This is a genomic window from Streptomyces sp. NPDC016469 (genome assembly GCF_040632905.1).
Classification (GTDB): domain Bacteria; phylum Actinomycetota; class Actinomycetes; order Streptomycetales; family Streptomycetaceae; genus Streptomyces.
This window is the reverse complement of sequence record NZ_JBEYCQ010000002.1, coordinates 227,438-245,744: the sequence shown is the minus strand read 5'-3', so window position 1 is coordinate 245,744 and position 18,307 is coordinate 227,438. Positions and strand designations below refer to the sequence as shown.

11 protein-coding genes are annotated in these 18,307 nt (G+C 71.6%); 7 read left to right on the top strand and 4 right to left on the bottom strand.

The window, feature by feature from the left end; all coding sequences use genetic code 11:
- Positions 1-320: 320 nt before the first annotated feature.
- The gene (locus ABZ565_RS03035) at positions 321-2,363 is read left to right on the top strand and encodes a M4 family metallopeptidase (protein WP_361019798.1); all 2,043 of its coding nucleotides are present in this window, start codon (positions 321-323) and stop codon (positions 2,361-2,363) included.
- Between the two features lie 111 nt (positions 2,364-2,474).
- Here ABZ565_RS03035 and glgP read toward each other — a convergent pair whose 3' ends face one another.
- Positions 2,475-5,078 (bottom strand): alpha-glucan family phosphorylase, encoded by a 2,604-nt coding sequence (gene glgP, locus ABZ565_RS03030; protein WP_361019795.1) that lies wholly within the window; start codon positions 5,076-5,078, stop codon positions 2,475-2,477.
- A gap of 604 nt (positions 5,079-5,682) precedes the next feature.
- Between glgP and ABZ565_RS03025 the strand changes: the two genes are divergently transcribed.
- The 4 genes from ABZ565_RS03025 to glgB all read left to right on the top strand — a co-directional run bounded on the left by ABZ565_RS03025 (position 5,683) and on the right by glgB (position 13,519).
- Positions 5,683-7,716 (top strand): alpha-1,4-glucan--maltose-1-phosphate maltosyltransferase, encoded by a 2,034-nt coding sequence (locus ABZ565_RS03025; protein WP_361019792.1) that lies wholly within the window; start codon positions 5,683-5,685, stop codon positions 7,714-7,716.
- Positions 7,713-9,419 carry a maltose alpha-D-glucosyltransferase gene (gene treS / locus ABZ565_RS03020; protein ID WP_361019789.1) on the top strand — a complete coding sequence of 569 codons (1,707 nt, stop codon included), beginning with the start codon at positions 7,713-7,715 and terminating at the stop codon, positions 9,417-9,419. The genes ABZ565_RS03025 and treS overlap by 4 nt, the downstream gene beginning before the upstream one ends.
- A gap of 227 nt (positions 9,420-9,646) precedes the next feature.
- On the top strand, positions 9,647-11,041 hold the full coding sequence (locus ABZ565_RS03015; protein WP_361019786.1) for a maltokinase: 1,395 nt from the start codon (positions 9,647-9,649) through the stop codon (positions 11,039-11,041).
- Positions 11,042-11,107: 66 nt separating this feature from the next.
- Entirely contained in the window at positions 11,108-13,519 is a 2,412-nt protein-coding gene (gene glgB, locus ABZ565_RS03010) for a 1,4-alpha-glucan branching enzyme (protein WP_361019783.1), read from the top strand.
- Positions 13,520-13,561: 42 nt separating this feature from the next.
- On the opposite strand, the gene trxA is transcribed toward glgB, so the two are convergent.
- From trxA to ABZ565_RS02995, 3 genes are read right to left on the bottom strand one after another with little or no spacing between them, the layout of a single operon-like run.
- Positions 13,562-13,894 (bottom strand): thioredoxin, encoded by a 333-nt coding sequence (gene trxA, locus ABZ565_RS03005; protein WP_361019780.1) that lies wholly within the window; start codon positions 13,892-13,894, stop codon positions 13,562-13,564.
- Between the two features lie 3 nt (positions 13,895-13,897).
- Complete coding sequence (locus tag ABZ565_RS03000; protein ID WP_361019777.1) at positions 13,898-14,302, bottom strand: MerR family transcriptional regulator; 405 nt, start codon at positions 14,300-14,302, stop codon at positions 13,898-13,900.
- Positions 14,303-14,346: 44 nt separating this feature from the next.
- A complete protein-coding gene (locus ABZ565_RS02995; RefSeq protein WP_361020031.1) occupies positions 14,347-15,723 on the bottom strand; it encodes a cation:dicarboxylase symporter family transporter in 1,377 nt (458 codons plus the stop codon).
- 136 nt (positions 15,724-15,859) lie between these two features.
- Between ABZ565_RS02995 and ABZ565_RS02990 the strand changes: the two genes are divergently transcribed.
- Positions 15,860-17,506 carry an ATP-binding protein gene (locus ABZ565_RS02990; RefSeq protein WP_361019774.1) on the top strand — a complete coding sequence of 549 codons (1,647 nt, stop codon included), beginning with the start codon at positions 15,860-15,862 and terminating at the stop codon, positions 17,504-17,506.
- Positions 17,503-18,177 carry a response regulator gene (locus ABZ565_RS02985; RefSeq protein WP_361019771.1) on the top strand — a complete coding sequence of 225 codons (675 nt, stop codon included), beginning with the start codon at positions 17,503-17,505 and terminating at the stop codon, positions 18,175-18,177. Before ABZ565_RS02990 ends, ABZ565_RS02985 begins: the two co-directional genes overlap by 4 nt.
- The last annotated feature ends 130 nt before the right edge of the window (positions 18,178-18,307 follow it).

Below are 18,307 nucleotides of genomic sequence, written 5' to 3'. Positions count from 1 at the left end.
ACCGTCTCGTCAGGTGGGAACTTTCCGCTTGTTCACATTCGCGTCGCACTCCGCCCTTCCGCCCGCAACCCCGACGCGCCCTGCGGTTTCGGCCCCCGAGGGGGCTCGACGGGCCCCCTGGAACCGCCGCGCGAAGTTCCGCGAAACGTCCGCTTAACGAACACGCATCTTCCGGCAACGAACGAATTCCGGCCAAGTTGTTGACGCGGTCCTGACAGAGATGGCCGACTCCTGACACTCTTCACCCCGTTCCGCGCTCTGCTTGCTCTGCCCGGACGGCTCACCCAGCCGCCGGTACCCCCCTCGCAGAAGGAGTCCGCGTGAGATCCACGCACAGCCGTCGTGCCACCGCGACCGGCGCTCTCATAGCCGCAGCCGCCCTCCTCGCCGTAGGCGTCCAGACCGGATCGGCCTCCGCCGCCCCGGACAACGGCACCGCCAGGACCGCCGGCGCCACCAAGGCGAACCCCGGCGCCCTGCCCAAGCAGCTCTCGCCCTCGCAGCGCGCCGAGCTGATCCGCGAGGCCACCGCGAGCCGGGCTGCCACGGCGAAGAAGCTCGGCCTCGGGTCCCAGGAGAAGCTCGTCGTCCGCGACGTCATCCAGGACAACGACGGCACCACGCACACCCGTTACGAGCGCACCTTCGCCGGCCTCCCGGTCCTCGGCGGCGACCTGGTCGTCCAGGAGACCGGGGCCGGCGCGACGGAGAGCGTCGTCAAGGCGTCCCGCGCCACCGCCGCCCAGCTGAAGGCCGTCGACACGGTCGCGGACATCACCCCTGCGGCGGCCTCCAAGCAGGCGCTCGGCGCGGCCAAGGCGGCCGGTTCGGACCGGGCCGAGGCCGACAAGGCGCCCCGCAAGGTCGTCTGGATGGCCTCCGGCACGCCGCAGCTGGCGTACGAGACCGTGGTCGGCGGCCTCCAGGAGGACGGCACCCCGAACGCGCTGCACGTCATCACGGACGCCTCCACCGGAGCGAAGCTCTACGAGTGGCAGGCGATCGAGAACGGCGTCGGCAACACCGAGTACAGCGGCCAGGTCACCCTGGGGACCTCCGGGTCCTCCGGCGCGTACAACCTGACGGACACCGCGCGCGGCAGCCACAAGACGTACAACCTGAACCACGGCACGTCCGGCAAGGGCACCCTCTTCTCCGGCTCCGACGACGTCTGGGGCAACGGCAGCGCCTCGAACGCGGAGACCGCGGCGGCGGACGCCCACTACGGCGCGGCCGAGACCTGGGACTACTACAAGAACGTCCACGGCCGCACCGGTATCAAGGGCGACGGCGTCGGGGCGTACTCCCGCGTCCACTACGGCAACAACTACGTGAACGCGTTCTGGGACGACAGCTGCTTCTGCATGACGTACGGCGACGGCAGCGGCAACGCCAACCCGCTGACCGCGCTGGACGTGGCGGCCCACGAGATGAGCCACGGCGTCACCTCGAACACGGCCGGCCTCAACTACAGCGGCGAGTCCGGCGGCCTCAACGAGGCGACCAGCGACATCTTCGCCACCGCCGTCGAGTTCTACTCCAACACCGCCGCCGACCCGGGTGACTACCTGATCGGCGAGAAGATCGACATCAACGGCGACGGCACGCCGCTGCGCTACCAGGACAAGCCGAGCAAGGACGGGGCGTCCAAGGATGCCTGGTACTCGGGCCTCGGCAACCTCGACGTGCACTACTCGTCGGGCCCGGCCAACCACTTCTTCTACCTCCTGTCGGAGGGCAGTGGCGCCAAGACCATCAACGGCGTCAGCTACAACTCCCCGACCTCGGACGGCCTGCCGGTGACCGGCATCGGCCGCGCGAAGGCGGAGCAGATCTGGTTCAAGGCGCTCACCACCAAGTTCACCTCGACCACCAACTACGCGGGCGCCCGCACCGGCACGCTCGCGGCGGCCGGTGAGCTGTACGGCACCACCAGCGCCGAGTACAAGGCCGTCCAGGACGCGTGGGCCGGGATCAACGTCGGTGCGCGCTCCGGCGGCACCGACCCCGGCACCGGCACCGTCTTCGAGAACTCCACCGCGGTCTCCATCCCGGACGCCGGCTCCGCCGTCACCAGCTCGGTCACCGTCACCGGCCGCACCGGCAACGCCCCGAGCACCCTCAAGGTCGGCGTGGACATCACCCACACCTACCGCGGTGACCTGGTCATCGACCTGGTCGCGCCGGACGGCAGCACCTACCGCCTGAAGAACTCCTCCTCCAGCGACTCGGCGGACAACGTCAAGACGACCTACACGGTCAACGCCTCGTCGGAGGTCGCGAACGGCACCTGGAAGCTCAAGGTCCAGGACGTCTACAGCGGGGACACCGGGAAGATCAACAGCTTCAAGCTGACCTTCTGAGCCCCCTCGGCGCCACCCCCCACCACGCGGGTCACCGCATGACCCGTCGCTGACACGGAACCGCCCGGGAGGAGCCTCTCCCCCGGGCGGTTCCGCCATGCCGGACGCGCCTCAGCGCAGCAGTACGCCGCCGCCCTCACGGGTGGCCCCGGTCGGCTGTGCGACCAGGCCGAGTTCGGCGCCGCCGGCCAGCAGCCGGTGGGCGGGCAGCACGCGCACGGTGTAGCCGTACGGGCCCGTGCGGTCCAGGGCCAGCGGGCCCTCGTACAGCCAGTGGCCCTCCAGGTCCTGGCCGCCCGCCGGCTTCAGCGGGAAGACCTGGGCCTCGGAGATCGCGTCGGACGAGTCGACCCGCCCGGCCACCGCCTGCACCTCCACGTCGTCCGGCGCCAGCGCGCCCAGTGAGACCCGGACCCGCAGCGCCAGCGTGGACCCCAGCTCCGCCGTCGTACCGGAGGCGGTCGGCGTCACCGCCTCCACATGGTCGACGGCCACCCTCGGCCAGGCGGCCCGGACCTTCGCCTTCCAGCCCGCCAGCTCCCGTGCCCGGGGCACGTCCAGCGAGCGCTGGGCGAGCGCGGCGGGGGCGTACAGCCGCTCGACGTACTCCGCGACCATGCGGTCGGCGAGCACCTTGGGGCCCAGGGTGCCCATGGTGCGGCGGACCATCTCGATCCAGCGGCCGGGCAGCCCCTCGTCCCCGCGCTCGTAGAAGTGCGGGGCGACCCGGTCCTCGATCAGCTCGTACAGGGCATTGGCCTCCAGGTCGTCGCGCCGGTCCTCGTCCAGCGCGCCGCCCTCGGCCGTGGGGATCGCCCAGCCGAAGTCCGGCTCGAACCACTCGTCCCACCAGCCGTCCAGCACGGACAGGTTGAGACAGCCGTTGAGCGCGGCCTTCATCCCGCTCGTGCCGCACGCCTCCAGCGGGCGCAGCGGGTTGTTCAGCCAGACGTCGCAGCCCGGGTAGAGCTTCTGGGCCATCGCCATCCCGTAGTCGGGCAGGAAGACGATGCGGTGCCGGACCCGGGGGTCGTCGGCGAACCTGACCAGCTCCTGGACCAGCCGCTTCCCGCCGTCGTCGGCCGGGTGCGCCTTGCCCGCCACGACGATCTGGACCGGCCGCTCCGGGTCCAGCAGCAGCGCCCGCAGCCGGTCCCGGTCGCGCAGCATCAGCGTCAGCCGCTTGTACGAGGGGACGCGGCGGGCGAAGCCGATGGTGAGGACGTCCGGGTCGAGCACCCCGTCGATCCAGCCGAGTTCGGCGGGCTGGGCGCCCCGGTGGCGCCAGGAGGCGTACAGCCGCTTCCGGACCTCGGTCACCAGCTGTTCGCGCAGGGTGCGGCGCAGCTCCCAGAGCCGGCGGGCGGGGATGTCCGCGACGGAGTCCCAGCGGCCGGGGGCGGAGCCCGACTCGGCGCGCAGCCGGAGGACCTCGGGGGCCACCCAGGTCGGTGCGTGGACGCCGTTGGTGACGGAGGTGATCGGGACCTCCGGCGCGTCGAAGCCCGGCCAGAGCCCGGCGAACATCTCCCGGCTGACCGCGCCGTGCAGCGTGGAGACGCCGTTGGCGCGCTGGGCGAGCCGCAGCCCCATGACCGCCATGTTGAAGACGCCCGGGTCGCCGCCGGTGTAGGTCTCGGTGCCGAGTTCGAGGACCCGTTCGGCGGGGACCCCGGGCAGTTCGCCGTCCTCGCCGAAGTGGCGGGCGACGAGATCGCGGTCGAAACGGTCGATTCCGGCCGGGACCGGGGTGTGGGTGGTGAAGACGGTGCCGGCCCGTACGGACTCCACCGAGGCGTCGAAGTCCAGCCCGGTCGTGGCGAGTTCGCGGATGCGCTCCAGGCCGAGGAAACCGGCGTGGCCCTCGTTGGTGTGGAAGACCTCGGGGGCGGCGTGGCCGGTCAGCCGGCAGTACGCGCGCACGGCGCGGACGCCGCCGATGCCCAGCAGCATCTCCTGGAGCAGCCGGTGCTCGCTGCCGCCGCCGTAGAGCCGGTCGGTGACCTCGCGCTCGCCGGGGAGGTTCTCCTCGACGTCGGAGTCGAGCATGAGCAGGGGGACCCGGCCGACGTGGGCCTGCCAGATCTGGGCGTGCAGGGACCGGCCGCCGGGCAGGTCCAGGACGACCTGGCTCGGGGTGCCGTCGGCCTCGCGGATCAGGGTGAGCGGCAGTTCGTTGGGGTCGAGGACGGGGTAGTGCTCCTGCTGCCAGCCGTCCCGGGACAGGGTCTGCCGGAAGTAGCCGTGGCGGTAGAGCAGCCCGACGCCGATGAGGGGCACGCCCAGGTCGCTGGCGGCCTTGAGGTGGTCCCCGGCGAGGATGCCGAGCCCGCCGGAGTACTGGGGCAGGGCGGCGGTCACCCCGAATTCGGGTGAGAAGTAGGCGATGGCGGCGGGGAGCGCGTCGTCATGGCGGCGCTGCTCCTGGTACCAGCGGGGGCCCTGGAGGTACGCGCGGAGGTCGGCGGACGCCTCGGCGAGCCGGCGCAGGAACGCTTCGTCCCGGGCCAGCTCGGCGAGCCGCCCCGCGGACACGGAGCCGAGCAGGCGTACGGGGTCGCACTCCGCGCCGGAGCCGGCCGCCGGGTCGACGGCGCGGAAGAGCTCGCGGGTCTCGGTGTGCCAGGACCAGCGCAGGTTCCGCGCCAGGTCGCTGAGGGGTTGGAGGGAGTCCGGAAGGACGGGACGCACGGTGAATCGACGAATGGCCTTCACGTATTCCACCTTTACAGGGGACGTACGAATCCGAGCGGGTCGCACCTCCATGTGCGCCGCTCCGTCACCCTCGACGGTAGCCGTGTCCCCGGGGCTCCCGACACGGCGCGCGGCTTTCCCGTACCCCTCCCCTGTCCCGTAAGGCGTCACCGGGCCCGTACGTCACAGGCGTTATGGCCGATTCCTTCCCCTCATTCGGTCTTGTGGGCCTTCGCGGCACAGGGAAAGCTGCCGGGTGGCGCCCATTCCCACGTCCCCCGTACGCCCGAGCAGATGACATATCACCGGATTGGCCCACCACGATGCGGGGGAAGGCTTCTCCGGTACCCGGAACGAATGCATTCGGATGACAGCCGATGACGGTTCATCTCCGGCACGCACGTGATTCATTCCCTGGCCGCCGGTGATCGGTCCCCGGTTCGTATACGACCTGTTTGGACTGCCATTCGAGTGAACGCGGACAGGAGCGGCCATGCCCACACCCCGCCAGTCATCCACGAAGCGGCTAGAAAGGACGCAACCCCATCCTCGCGGCGCGCGCGTTCAGCCTTCGGCGCACGCTGCCCACTCTGCCGAGTCCGAGATCCAGCCCCCAGGTGATTCCATGATCGGTCGCATTCCCGTTCTCGACGTCCATCCGCTCGTCGACTGCGGCAGAAGGCCCGCCAAGGCCGTTGCGGGTGAGACCTTCCAGGTCACCGCGACCGTCTTCCGCGAGGGCCACGACGCGGTGGCCGCCAATGTGGTGCTGCGCAGCCCGAGCGGGCGCCCGGGCCCCTGGACGCCGATGCGCGAGCTGGCGCCGGGCACCGACCGCTGGGGCGCCGAGGTCACCCCGGACTCCGAGGGCCGCTGGACGTACACGGTCGAGGCGTGGAGCGACCCGGTCGCCACCTGGCGCCACGCGGCGGGGATCAAGATCCCGGCGGGCATCGACACCGCGCTGGTCCTCGCCGAGGGCGCCGAGCTGTACGAGCGCGCCGCCGAGGGCGTCCCGAAGCGCGACGGCCGGGAGGCGGTACTGGCGGCGGTGGACGCGCTGCGCGACGAGTCCCGGCCGGCCGAGGCACGCCTCGCGGCGGCCCTGGCGCCCGAGGCCCGGGAGGCGCTGGACCGCCACCCGCTGCGTGAACTGGTCACCGCGTCCCGCCCGCACCCGCTGGTGGTCGAGCGGCGGCGCGCGCTGTACGGCTCCTGGTACGAGATGTTCCCGCGCTCGGAGGGGGCCAGGTACGAGGCCGCGAAGCCGCGCAGGGGCCGGGGCGCCGAGGCGGCGGAGCCGCGGCCGCCCCGGATCGTCAGCGGCACCTTCCGGACGGCGGCCGAGCGGCTTCCGGCGGTCGCCGCGATGGGCTTCGACGTGGTCTATCTGCCGCCGATCCACCCCATCGGCACGACGCACCGCAAGGGCCCGAACAACTCGCTGACCCCCGCCCCGCACGATGTGGGAGTGCCCTGGGCGATCGGTTCGGCGGAGGGCGGGCACGACGCGGTCCACCCGGACCTGGGCACGCTGGAGGACTTCGTCCATTTCGTGGAGACGGCCCGCAACCTGCGTCTCGAAGTGGCCCTGGATTTCGCCCTCCAGTGCTCGCCGGACCATCCGTGGGTGGAGAAGCACCCCGAGTGGTTCCAGCACCGGGCCGACGGTTCGATCGCGTACGCGGAGAATCCGCCGAAGAAATACCAGGACATCTACCCGATCGCCTTCGACAAGGATCTTCCGGGCATCGTCGCGGAGAGCGTGCGCATCCTGCGGTTCTGGATGGACCGGGGTGTGCGGATCTTCCGCGTCGACAATCCGCACACCAAGCCGGTGATCTTCTGGGAGAAGGTCATCGCGGAGATCAACCGCACCGATCCCGATGTGATCTTCCTGGCCGAGGCATTCACCCGGCCGGCGATGATGCGCACCCTCGCCGCCATCGGGTTCCAGCAGTCGTACACGTATTTCACCTGGCGGAACACCCGCCAGGAACTCACGGATTACGTGACCGAACTGGCCGGTGAGACCGCCGCGTTCATGCGGCCGAATTTCTTCGTGAACACCCCCGACATCCTTCCGGGATACCTTCAGGAAGGCGGCAGGCCCGCCTTCGAGGCCAGGGCGGTGCTCGCGGCGACCCTCTCCCCCTCCTGGGGGGTGTACGCGGGGTACGAGCTGTGCGAGAACACCCCGATCCACCACGGCAGTGAGGAGTACCTCGACTCGGAGAAGTACGAGATCCGGCCCAGGGACTGGGAAGCCGCAGAGCGCGAGGGCCGTTCGCTCGCCCCGCTCATCACCTCGCTCAACCGGATCAGGCGCCGCCACCCGGCCCTGCAGCAGCTGCGTGACGTGCACTTCCACGCGTCGGACAACGACGCGGTGATCGCGTACAGCAAGCGTTCCGGTTCGAACATCCTTCTGGTGGTCGTCAACCTCGACCCGCACCACACCCAGGAGGCGACCGTCTCGTTGGACATGCCGCAACTCGGCCTCGACCGGCACGAGAGCGTGCCGGTGCGCGACGAGCTCACCGGCACTTCCTATCACTGGGGCAGGACGTTCTATGTGCGCCTTGAGCCGGGCGTGACGCCCGCGCACATCGCCGTCCTGCGACCGTCCCCGCCGACCGGAGGGTCACCCACACCATGATCGTCAATGAGCCCGTCCACGACACGTTCGAGGACACCCCGGCCAAGGACCGCGATCCCGACTGGTTCAAGCGTGCCGTCTTCTACGAGGTGCTCGTCCGGTCCTTCCAGGACTCCAACGGAGACGGCGTCGGAGACCTGAAGGGGCTCACCGCCAAGCTCGACTACCTCCAGTGGCTGGGGGTCGACTGCCTCTGGCTGCCGCCCTTCTTCAAGTCACCTCTGCGCGACGGCGGTTACGACGTCTCCGACTACACCGCCGTGCTGCCGGAGTTCGGCGACCTGGCCGACTTCGTGGAGTTCGTGGACGCCGCGCACCAGCGCGGCATGCGCGTGATCATCGACTTCGTCATGAACCACACGAGCGACCAGCACGAGTGGTTCCAGCAGTCCCGGACCGACCCCGACGGGCCGTACGGCGACTACTACGTCTGGGCCGACGACGACAAGCAGTTCCAGGACGCCCGGATCATCTTCGTGGACACCGAGACGTCCAACTGGACCTTCGACCCGGTGCGCAAGCAGTACTACTGGCACCGGTTCTTCTCGCACCAGCCCGACCTCAACTACGAGAACCCGGCGGTGCAGGAGGAGATCATCTCCGCCCTCCGCTTCTGGCTGGACCTGGGCATCGACGGCTTCCGGGTCGACGCGGTGCCGTACCTCTACCAGCGCGAGGGCACCAACTGCGAGAACCTGCCGGAGACCCACAACTTCCTCAAGCGGGTCCGCAAGGAGATCGACGCCAACTACCCGGACACGGTGCTGCTCGCCGAGGCCAACCAGTGGCCCGAGGACGTCGTGGACTACTTCGGCGACTACGGCTCCGGCGGGGACGAGTGCCACATGGCGTTCCACTTCCCCGTGATGCCGCGCATCTTCATGGCCGTACGGCGCGAGAGCCGCTACCCGGTCTCCGAAATCCTGGCGAAGACCCCGGCGATCCCGGACAACTGCCAGTGGGGCATCTTCCTGCGCAACCACGACGAGCTGACGCTCGAAATGGTGACGGACGAAGAACGCGACTACATGTACGCGGAGTACGCCAAGGACCCGAGGATGCGGGCCAACATCGGCATCCGCCGCCGGCTGGCGCCGCTGCTGGACAACGACCGCAATCAGATCGAGCTGTTCACCGCCCTGCTGCTGTCGCTGCCGGGCTCCCCGATCCTCTACTACGGGGACGAGATCGGGATGGGCGACAACATCTGGCTGGGCGACCGGGACGCCGTACGCACCCCGATGCAGTGGACGCCCGACCGCAACGCCGGGTTCTCCTCCAGCGATCCGGGGCGGCTCTACCTCCCCACGATCATGGACCCGGTCTACGGCTACCAGGTCACCAACGTCGAGGCTTCGATGGCCTCCCCGTCCTCGCTGCTGCACTGGACCCGGCGGATGATCGAAATCCGCAAGCAGAACCCGGCGTTCGGCCTCGGCACCTACAACGAACTGCCGTCCTCGAACCCGGCCGTGCTCGCCTTCACCCGTGAGCACGGCGACGACCTCGTGCTGTGCGTCCACAACTTCTCCCGGTTCGCACAGCCGACGGAGCTCGACCTCAGGTCCTTCAACGGGCGTCATCCGGTGGAGCTGATCGGCGGGGTGCGCTTCCCCGCCATCGGTCAGTGGCCCTACCTGCTGACACTCGCGGGACACGGCTTCTACTGGTTCCGGCTGCGCAAGGACGCGCCGCCGAGCTGACCCGCGAGGCCACCGGCGGGGCGGTTTCCACCGCCCCGCACGGGGCACTCGCACCCATACCGGGTGGTTCAGGAATCTTCCTGGATCCTCCTGGCGTTTCTATCCCCTCATGTCGAGTCCGTACGGACCATCCTGACCCGACACGTCCCGCACAGCCGGACAGCCAATGCCGCAATCCGGGACACTCTTCGCATCCTGTGGTGTGCCCGGGGAAAGGACGCGATGCCATGTCGGAGGCTGCATCCGCTCAGGTCACCCTGGCGAACAGCACAGCCCTGCTTCCGTCTCTCGGACCGCTGCTCCACGAATGGCTGCCCCGGCAGCGGTGGTTCGCGGGCAAGGGACGGTCCATCACCGCCTTCTCGCTCGTCTCGGCCACCGAGATACTGCCGGTGGACGGTGGCGACGGCTCCGCCCCGGGGCTCCTGCACCTGCTGGTGCGGGTCCACCAGCCCACGATGCCCGCCCAGCCCCCCGTGGACTGCTACCAGTTGCTCCTCGGCGTCCGCTCCGCGCTGCCCCAGCACCTGGCCCCCGCCGCCATCGGCCGGGTGCCCGACGGACCGCTGGCCGGGCTCGCGGTCTACGACGGGCTGCACGACGCGCGCCTCGCCTCGCTGCTGCTGGAACGATTGCGCACCCCCGGCCGGCTCGGCGCGGTCCGCTTCGACCGGGGCCCGGAGCCGATCCCGGAGGACCTGCCGCCCCGGGTGCTGGACACCGAGCAGTCCAACTCCTCGCTGGTGTACGGCAACGCGTACATCCTGAAGATCTTCCGCAGGGTCTTCCCGGGCACCAACCCCGACCTCGAACTGCCCCTCGCGCTCTCCCGCGAGGGGTGCGGGCGGGTCCCGGCGCCGGTCGCCTGGTTCGAGGCGGCGACCCCGGAGCGGCTGACGCTCGGGGTGCTCCAGCCCTTCCTGCGCGGCGCCCAGGACGGCTGGCAGCTGGCCCTGCGTGCCCTCGCCACCGGGCACGACTTCCTCGCCGAGGCGAAGGCGCTCGGCCGGGCGACGGCCGAGGTGCACACCGCGCTCGCCGCCGCACTGCCGACCCCCGTGCTCCGCCGTGCCCAGACCGACGAACTGGCCGCCGCCATGGTGGAGCGCCTGGAGGCCGCCGCCCACGCGGTGCCGGAGCTGGTCCCGTACGTCCCCGGACTGCGCACCGCGTTCGACGCGTTCGCCGCGCTCGGGCACCGGGGGCGCAGCTGGGCCGCCCAGCGGGTGCACGGCGACCTCCACCTCGGCCAGACCCTGCGCGGCGCCGACGGTTTCTGGTCACTGATCGACTTCGAGGGCGAGCCGGCCCGGCCGCTCCCGGAGCGCCGCAGCCCGCAGCCCCCGGTGCGCGATGTGGCCGGGATGCTGCGCTCCTTCGACTACGCGGCCCGCTCGCACCGGCCCTGGAAGCCCGAGTGGGCCGCCCGCTGCCGGGACGCCTATTGCGACGGCTACGCCGAGGCGGCGGGCTCCGACCCGCGCGCCGAGCCGGAGCTGCTGCGCGCCCACGAGACCGACAAAGCGGTGTACGAGGTGCTGTACGAGGCCCGGCACCGGCCCGACTGGCTGCCGGTCCCGATGGCCGCGATCCACCGCCTGGCCTCGGTGTCCGCCGGCTGAGGCCGCCGCGCTCCCCCGTACCGCCCGATCCGTCCCACCCCGACACCCTCCGAGGAGGCAGTCCCCGTGACCGCCCGCAAGCCGTCCCGCAAGTCCGAGCCCGCCGTCCCCGCCGCGCCCGCCGCCGAGCTCCCGCTCGCCGAGGAACCGATCGCCGCCACCCTCTCCTCGCCGCCGGCCGGGCCGCCCGCGAAGAAGCGTGCCCCGAAGAAGACCCCCGCGACGGGGGCCGCCGCCGCCCCGGCGAAGCGCGCGAAGAAGGCCGCCGCGCCGCCCAAGCCCCGCAGCGCCGGCAGCCAGGAGCTGCGTCCGGCCGCCCCGCTGCACGAGGCCGACCGGGGCAGGCTGCTGGCCGGCGAGCACCACGCCCCGCACGACCTGCTGGGCGCGCACCAGGTGGGCGACGGGGTGGAGATCCGGGTGCTGCGCCCGTTCGCCCGGTCGGTCACCGTGCTCGCGAAGGGGCTGCGGGCGCCGCTGCACAGCGACGGGGACGGGCTCTTCTCCGGGGTGCTGCCGCTGCCCTCGGTGCCGGAGTACCGGCTGCTGGTGGCGTACGACGACAACGAGACCGAGGTCCACGACCCGTACCGCTTCCTGCCCGCGCTCGGGGAGCTGGATCTGCACCTGATCCGGGAGGGCCGGCACGAGGAGCTGTGGACCGCGCTCGGGGCGCGGCCGATGGAGCACCAGGGGGTCACCGGGACGCGGTTCACGGTGTGGGCGCCGAATGCCCGGGGCGTGCGGGTGTGCGGTGACTTCAACTACTGGGACGGCACGGGCTTCCCGATGCGGTCGCTGGGCTCGTCCGGGGTGTGGGAGCTGTTCCTGCCGGGGACCGGGGAGGGCGCGCTGTACAAGTTCGACATCTGCCGCCCCGACGGTTCGCACACGATGCGCTCGGACCCGATGGCCCGGCACACCGAGGTGCCGCCCGCCACCGCCTCGGTGGTGACGGCCGCGCACCATGTGTGGCAGGACCAGGAGTGGATGGCGAACCGGGGGAGCGTGCCGGTGCACGAGGCGCCGTTCTCGGTGTACGAGGTGCACCTGCCGTCCTGGCGGCCGGGGCTCTCGTACCGGCAGCTGGCCGAGCAGCTGCCCGCGTACGTCAAGGACCTGGGCTTCACGCACGTCGAGCTGATGCCGGTCTCCGAGCACCCCTTCGGCGGCTCCTGGGGCTACCAGGTCACCGGCTTCTACGCCCCGACCTCCCGGATGGGCTCGCCGGACGACTTCCGCTTCCTGGTGGACGCGCTGCACCGGGCCGGGATCGGCGTGATCATGGACTGGGTGCCGGCGCACTTCCCGCGCGACGACTGGGCGCTCGCGGAGTTCGACGGCCGGCCGCTGTACGAGCACTCCGACCCGAGGCGGGCCGCGCACCCGGACTGGGGGACGCTGGAGTTCGACTACGGGCGGACCGAGGTGCGCAACTTCCTGGTCGCCAATGCCACGTACTGGTGCGAGCAGTTCCACATCGACGGGCTGCGGGTGGACGCGGTCGCCTCGATGCTCTACCTGGACTACTCCCGCGAGGACGGCCAGTGGTCGCCGAACGAGTTCGGCGGGCGGGAGAACCTGGACGCGGTCTCCTTCCTCCAGGAGATGAACGCCACGGTCTACCGGCGCAATCCGGGCGTGGTCACCATCGCCGAGGAGTCCACCGCCTGGGAGGGCGTGACCCGCGCCACCGACCACGGCGGGCTCGGCTTCGGGCTGAAGTGGAACATGGGCTGGATGCACGACTCGCTGGTGTACGTCTCCAAGGAGCCGGTGCACCGCAAGTACCACCACAACGAGATGACGTTCTCGATGGTGTACGCGTACAGCGAGAACTACGTGCTGCCGATCTCGCACGACGAGGTGGTGCACGGCAAGCAGGCCCTGGTCAGCAAGATGCCCGGTGACTGGTGGCAGCAGCGCGCCAACCACCGCGCGTACCTGGGCTTCATGTGGGCCCATCCGGGCAAGCAACTGCTGTTCATGGGGCAGGAGTTCGCGCAGGGCGCGGAGTGGTCGGAGGGCCACGGCCCGGACTGGTGGCTGCTGGACCCGTCGTACGAGGCGGCGGGCGACCACCGCGGGGTGCGGGACCTCGTGGGCGACCTGAACAGGGTGTACGGGGCGACGCCCGCGCTCTGGCAGCGCGACACCCGTCCGGAGGGCTTCGCCTGGGTGGACGGGGGCGCGGCGGAGGACAACGTGTTCGCGTTCCTGCGCCACGACGCGAAGGGCGCGCCGCTGCTGGCGGTCTCCAACTTCTCGCCGGTGGTCCGGCACGACTACCGGCTCGGGGTGCCGGAGGGGCCCCGGCTGTGGGCGGAGGTCCTGAACACGGACGCGGCCCGGTACGGGGGCAGCGGTGTGGTCAACGAGGAGCCGTTGAAGCCGGAGGACGTGTCGTCCCACGGCCGGCCGTCGAGCGTGTCGCTGACGCTGCCGCCGCTGGCCACGGTGTGGTTCAAGCCGGCGTGACGCGGTGAGGGGGCGGGGCGGTGGCCCCGCCCCCTCGGGCGGTCAGAGCACGTCCTCCAGCTCCTGGAGGAGCCGCCGCTTCGGGCGGGCGCCGACCATGGACTTCACCGGTTCGCCGTCCCGGAACACCATCAGCGTCGGCATCGAGAGGACGCCGTAGCGGGTGCTGATGCCCGGGTTGCGGTCGACGTCGATCTGGACGACGCGGAGCCGTTCGCGCTCCTCCTCGGCGATGGCGCCCAGGACCGGGGCGAGCTGGCGGCAGGGGCCGCACCAGTCGGCGGTGAACTCCACCAGGACCGGCCGGGTCTCCCCCAGCACCTCGGTGTCGAAGGTCTCGTCGGTGAGCTCGTCGACGCCCGTTACGTGGATCATCTGTCATCCTCCCAGTTCGCAGCGTGGTTCGGGGCCGCCGGGCAGCCCGGCGGACGCCTCCAGCTCGGCGCGGGCCAGCTGGGCGCCCACCTCCGCGCGGACGGCTCGCAACTGCTCGATGAGCCGGTCGAGCTCGCCGAGCTTGCGCCGGTAGACGGCGAGCGAGGCGGGGCAGGCGTCCCCGGCGGGGTGCCCGGCGCGCAGGCACTCCACGAAGGGCCGGGTCTCCTCCAGGTCGAACCCGAAGTCCTGGAGGGTCCGGATCTGCTGGATCAGCCTGAGGTCGCTCTCGTCGTACGTGCGGTAGCCGTTCACCGCGCGCCGTGCGGGCAGCAGCCCGCGCGACTCGTAGTAGCGCAGCGTCCGCGTCGTCGTCCCGGCCCGTTCGGCCAGCTCCCCGATTCGCATACCGCGACCGTAATCCTTGACGCCGACGTCAAGGCAAGGACGTGTCAGACCTTGGCGGGCTCGGGCGTCTGCTCGTGGCCGCCCTCGCGGGCCTCGGGGACGTGCGGCTCGGCGGGGCCCTCGTCGCTGAGCATCTTCTCGTCGAAGGGAATCGCGCCGGAGAGCACCTGGCCGACCCGTTCGCGGTCGATCTCCTTGGTCCAGGTGCCGACGAGGACCGTGGCGACCGCGTTGCCCGCGAAGTTGGTCAGGGCCCGGGCCTCGCTCATGAAGCGGTCGATGCCGACGATCAGGCCGACGCCGTCGACCAGCTCGGGGCGGTGCGACTGGAGGCCGCCGGCGAGGGTGGCGAGGCCGGCGCCGGTGACGCCCGCCGCGCCCTTGGAGGCGATGACCATGAAGACCAGCAGGGAGATCTGCTCACCGATGCTCAGCGGGTCGCCCGTCGCGTTGGCGATGAACAGCGAGGCCATCGTGAGGTAGATCGCGGTGCCGTCCAGGTTGAAGGAGTAGCCGGTCGGCACGGTGATGCCGACGACGGGCTTGCTGACGCCCATGTGCTCCATCTTCGCGATCAGCCGGGGCAGCGCCGACTCCGAGGAGGAGGTGGACAGGATCAGCAGGAACTCCCGGCCGAGGTACTTCAGCAGCTTGAAGATGTTGAGCCCCGCGACCAGGCGCAGGATCGCGCCGAGCACCACGAAGACGAAGAGCGCGCAGGTGATGTAGAAGCCGATCATGATGACCGCGAGGGACTTCAGCGCGTCGACGCCTGTCTCGCCGACCACCGCGGCCATCGCGCCGAACGCGCCGATGGGCGCCGCCCACATGATCATGGCGAGGATGCGGAAGACGAGGCGCTGGATGTGCCCGATGCCGCGCAGCACCGGCTCGCCGGCCGGGCCCAGGGCCTGGAGCGCGAAGCCCGCGAGCAGGGCGATCAGCAGGGTCTGGAGGACCTCGCCCTCGGTGAAGGCGGAGACCAGGGTGGTCGGGATGATGCCGAGCAGGAAGTCCGTGGTGGACTCGCCGGCCCCCTCCGCCTGCTTCTCCCCGGCGGCGCGGACCGCCTCGGTGATGTGGAGGCCGGAACCGGGCTCCAGGATGTTGCCGACGACCAGGCCGATGGCCAGGGCGACCGTCGACATGACCAGGAAGTAGCCGAGGGCGAGCCCGCCGACGGCCCCGACCTTGGCGGCCTTGCGGACCGAGCCGACGCCCAGGACGATCGTGCAGAAGATGATCGGCGAGATCATCATCTTGATCAGGTTCACGAACCCGGTGCCGATGGGCTTGAGCTCGACGGCGGCGTCCGGGGCGACGAAGCCCACGAGGATGCCGAGGCCCACGGCCACGATCACGGCGAGATACAGGTACTTCGTACGGTCCGGCTCGGTGCGTTCCGCTTCGGCGGCGCTCACTGCCACGGGAGTCTCCTCGGGTCGTCGTCGTCCCACCCCCGTGCCGGGGGTCCCGGCGACTATCCCGTCCGCTGTGACCCCGGTCTCCGTTGCGTGCATTTCGTTCATATGTTTTCGGCCAGGCACACTTATGGCCATGCGCTTCCCCCGTACCCGACCACGCAGCCTGGCCGGCCAGCTGTTCGCGTGGCAGGTGGTGCTGGTGGCGGCCGTCGTGGCGGGGTGCGCGTTCTTCGCGTACGTCTCCGGGCGCGGCCAGGCCGAGGAGACGGCGGAACGGCAGGCGCGGGCGGTGGCCCTCTCGGTGGCCGGATCGCCGTCGGTCCGGGAGGCGATCCGCAGCGACGACCCGTCCGCCGCGCTCCAGCCGTACGCGGAGCGGGTGCGGAAGGACACCGGGGTCGCCTTCATCACGATCATGAGCCCGGCCCGGGTCCGCTGGACGCACCCGCACACGGACCAGATCGGCGCGACCTTCCTCGGGCACACCGCCCGGGCACTGCGCGGGGAGACCTTCTCGGAGACGTACACCGGCACGCTCGGGCCCTCGATCCGGGTCGTCACCCCGGTCCGCGACGGCGGCCGGATCACCGGCCTGGTCAGCGCGGGCATCACCGTGGACCGGGTCTCCTCGCAGGTGCGGGCCCAGCTGGGCGCCCTGGCGCTGGCGGCCGGCGCGGCGCTGGTGCTCGGCGGGCTCGGCACGTACGTGATCAACGCCCGGCTGCGGCGGCACACGCACGGGATGAACGCGACGGAGCTGAGCCGGATGCACGACTACCACGAGGCGACCCTGCACGCGGTGCGCGAGGGGCTGCTGATGCTGGACGGGCAGCGCCGGATCGCCCTGGTCAACGACGCGGGCCGGGAACTGCTCGGCCTGGCCCCGGGCATCGTCGGCCGCCGGGTCGCCGATCTCGATCTGCCGGCCCCGCTGACCGGGGCGCTGCTCGCCTCCGAGGAGCGGGTCGACGAAGTGCACCTGACGGCGGACCGGGTCATCGTCGTCAACACCCGTCCGGTGGTCGGCGGCGAGCGGCGCGGGACCGTGGTGACCCTGCGCGACCACACCGAGCTCCAGGCGCTGTCCGGAGAGCTGGACTCGGAGCGCGGCTTCACCCGGGCGCTGCGCTCCCAGGCGCACGAGGCGGCGAACCGGCTGCACACCGTGGTCTCGCTGATCGAGCTGGGCCGGGCGGACGAGGCGGTGGGCTTCGCCACGGCCGAGCTGGAGCTGGCCCAGGCGCTCACCGACCGGGTGGTGGGCGCGGTCGCCGAACCGGTGCTCGCCGCCCTGCTCCTCGGCAAGGCGGCCCAGGCGAACGAGCGGGGCGTGGAGCTGGTGCTCGCCGAGGACAGCCTCATCGACGACGGCGCCCTGCCCGCGTCGCTGCCCGCCCGGGACCTGGTGACCATCCTCGGCAACCTGATCGACAACGCGGTGGACGCGGTGACGGGCGCCCAGGAGGCGGGGATGCCCGCCCGGCGCGGCCGGGCCACGGTCACCGCGCTCGCCGAAGGGGGCGAACTGCTGCTGCGGGTCGCGGACAACGGGGCCGGGATCGACCCGGCGGACGCGGCCGAGGTGTTCCGGGCCGGCTGGTCGACGCACGGCGCGGGGCGCGGCCTCGGCCTGGCCCTGGTCCGTCAGGCGGCGCACCGGGGCGGCGGGACGGTGGCGCTGGAGCGGAGTCCGGACGGGGGCGCGGAGTTCACCGTACGGCTGCCGCTGGTCCGCGAGGGCGGGGCGCTCGCGGCGGCGGCGAAGGAGGGCGTCTCGTGATCCGGGTCCTGGTGGTCGAGGACGACCCCGTGGCGGCCGATGCCCATCAGCTGTACGTGGGCAGGGTGCCGGGCTTCGCCGTGGCCGCCGTGGCGCACTCGCGCGCCGAGGCCGTACGGGCCCTGGAGCGCACCCCGGTCGACCTGCTGCTCCTCGACCTCTATCTGCCCGACGGGCACGGGCTCCAGCTGCTGCGCTCGCTGCGGGCGGCCGGGCACTCGGCGGACGTGATCGCGGTGACCTCCGCCCGCGACCTGGGCGTGGTCCGGGAGGGCGTCTCGCTGGGCGTCGTGCAGTACGTCCTGAAGCCGTTCACCTTCGCCACCCTGCGGGACCGGCTCGTGCGGTACGCGGAGTTCCGGGCGGCGGCCGGTGAGGCGAGCGGGCAGGACGAGGTGGACCGGGCGCTCGCCGCGCTCCGCGCCCCGGAGCCGGCCCGGCTGCCCAAAGGCCTGAGCGGTCCGACGCTGGAGGCGGTGACCGGGGCGCTGCGGGCGGCCCCGGACGGTCTGACGGCCGCGGCCGCCGGCCAGGAGCTGGGGATCTCGCGCATCACCGCGCGGCGCTATCTGGAACACCTGGTGACGGTGGGGCGGGCGGTGCGCAGTCCGCAGTACGGGCAGGTGGGGCGGCCCGAACTGCACTACCGGTGGCGGCCGGAGGGACGCTGAGCCGGGCGACCGGTCCCGTGGTGCGGCTTTTGCGCCTAGGACCTTCCTATGAGCCGTGTTCTCGGGTGAACACACCGTAGTCAGCGGGGCCTCCGCCTCCTTACGGTGTCCCCGTGCACCTCTCCCCGCC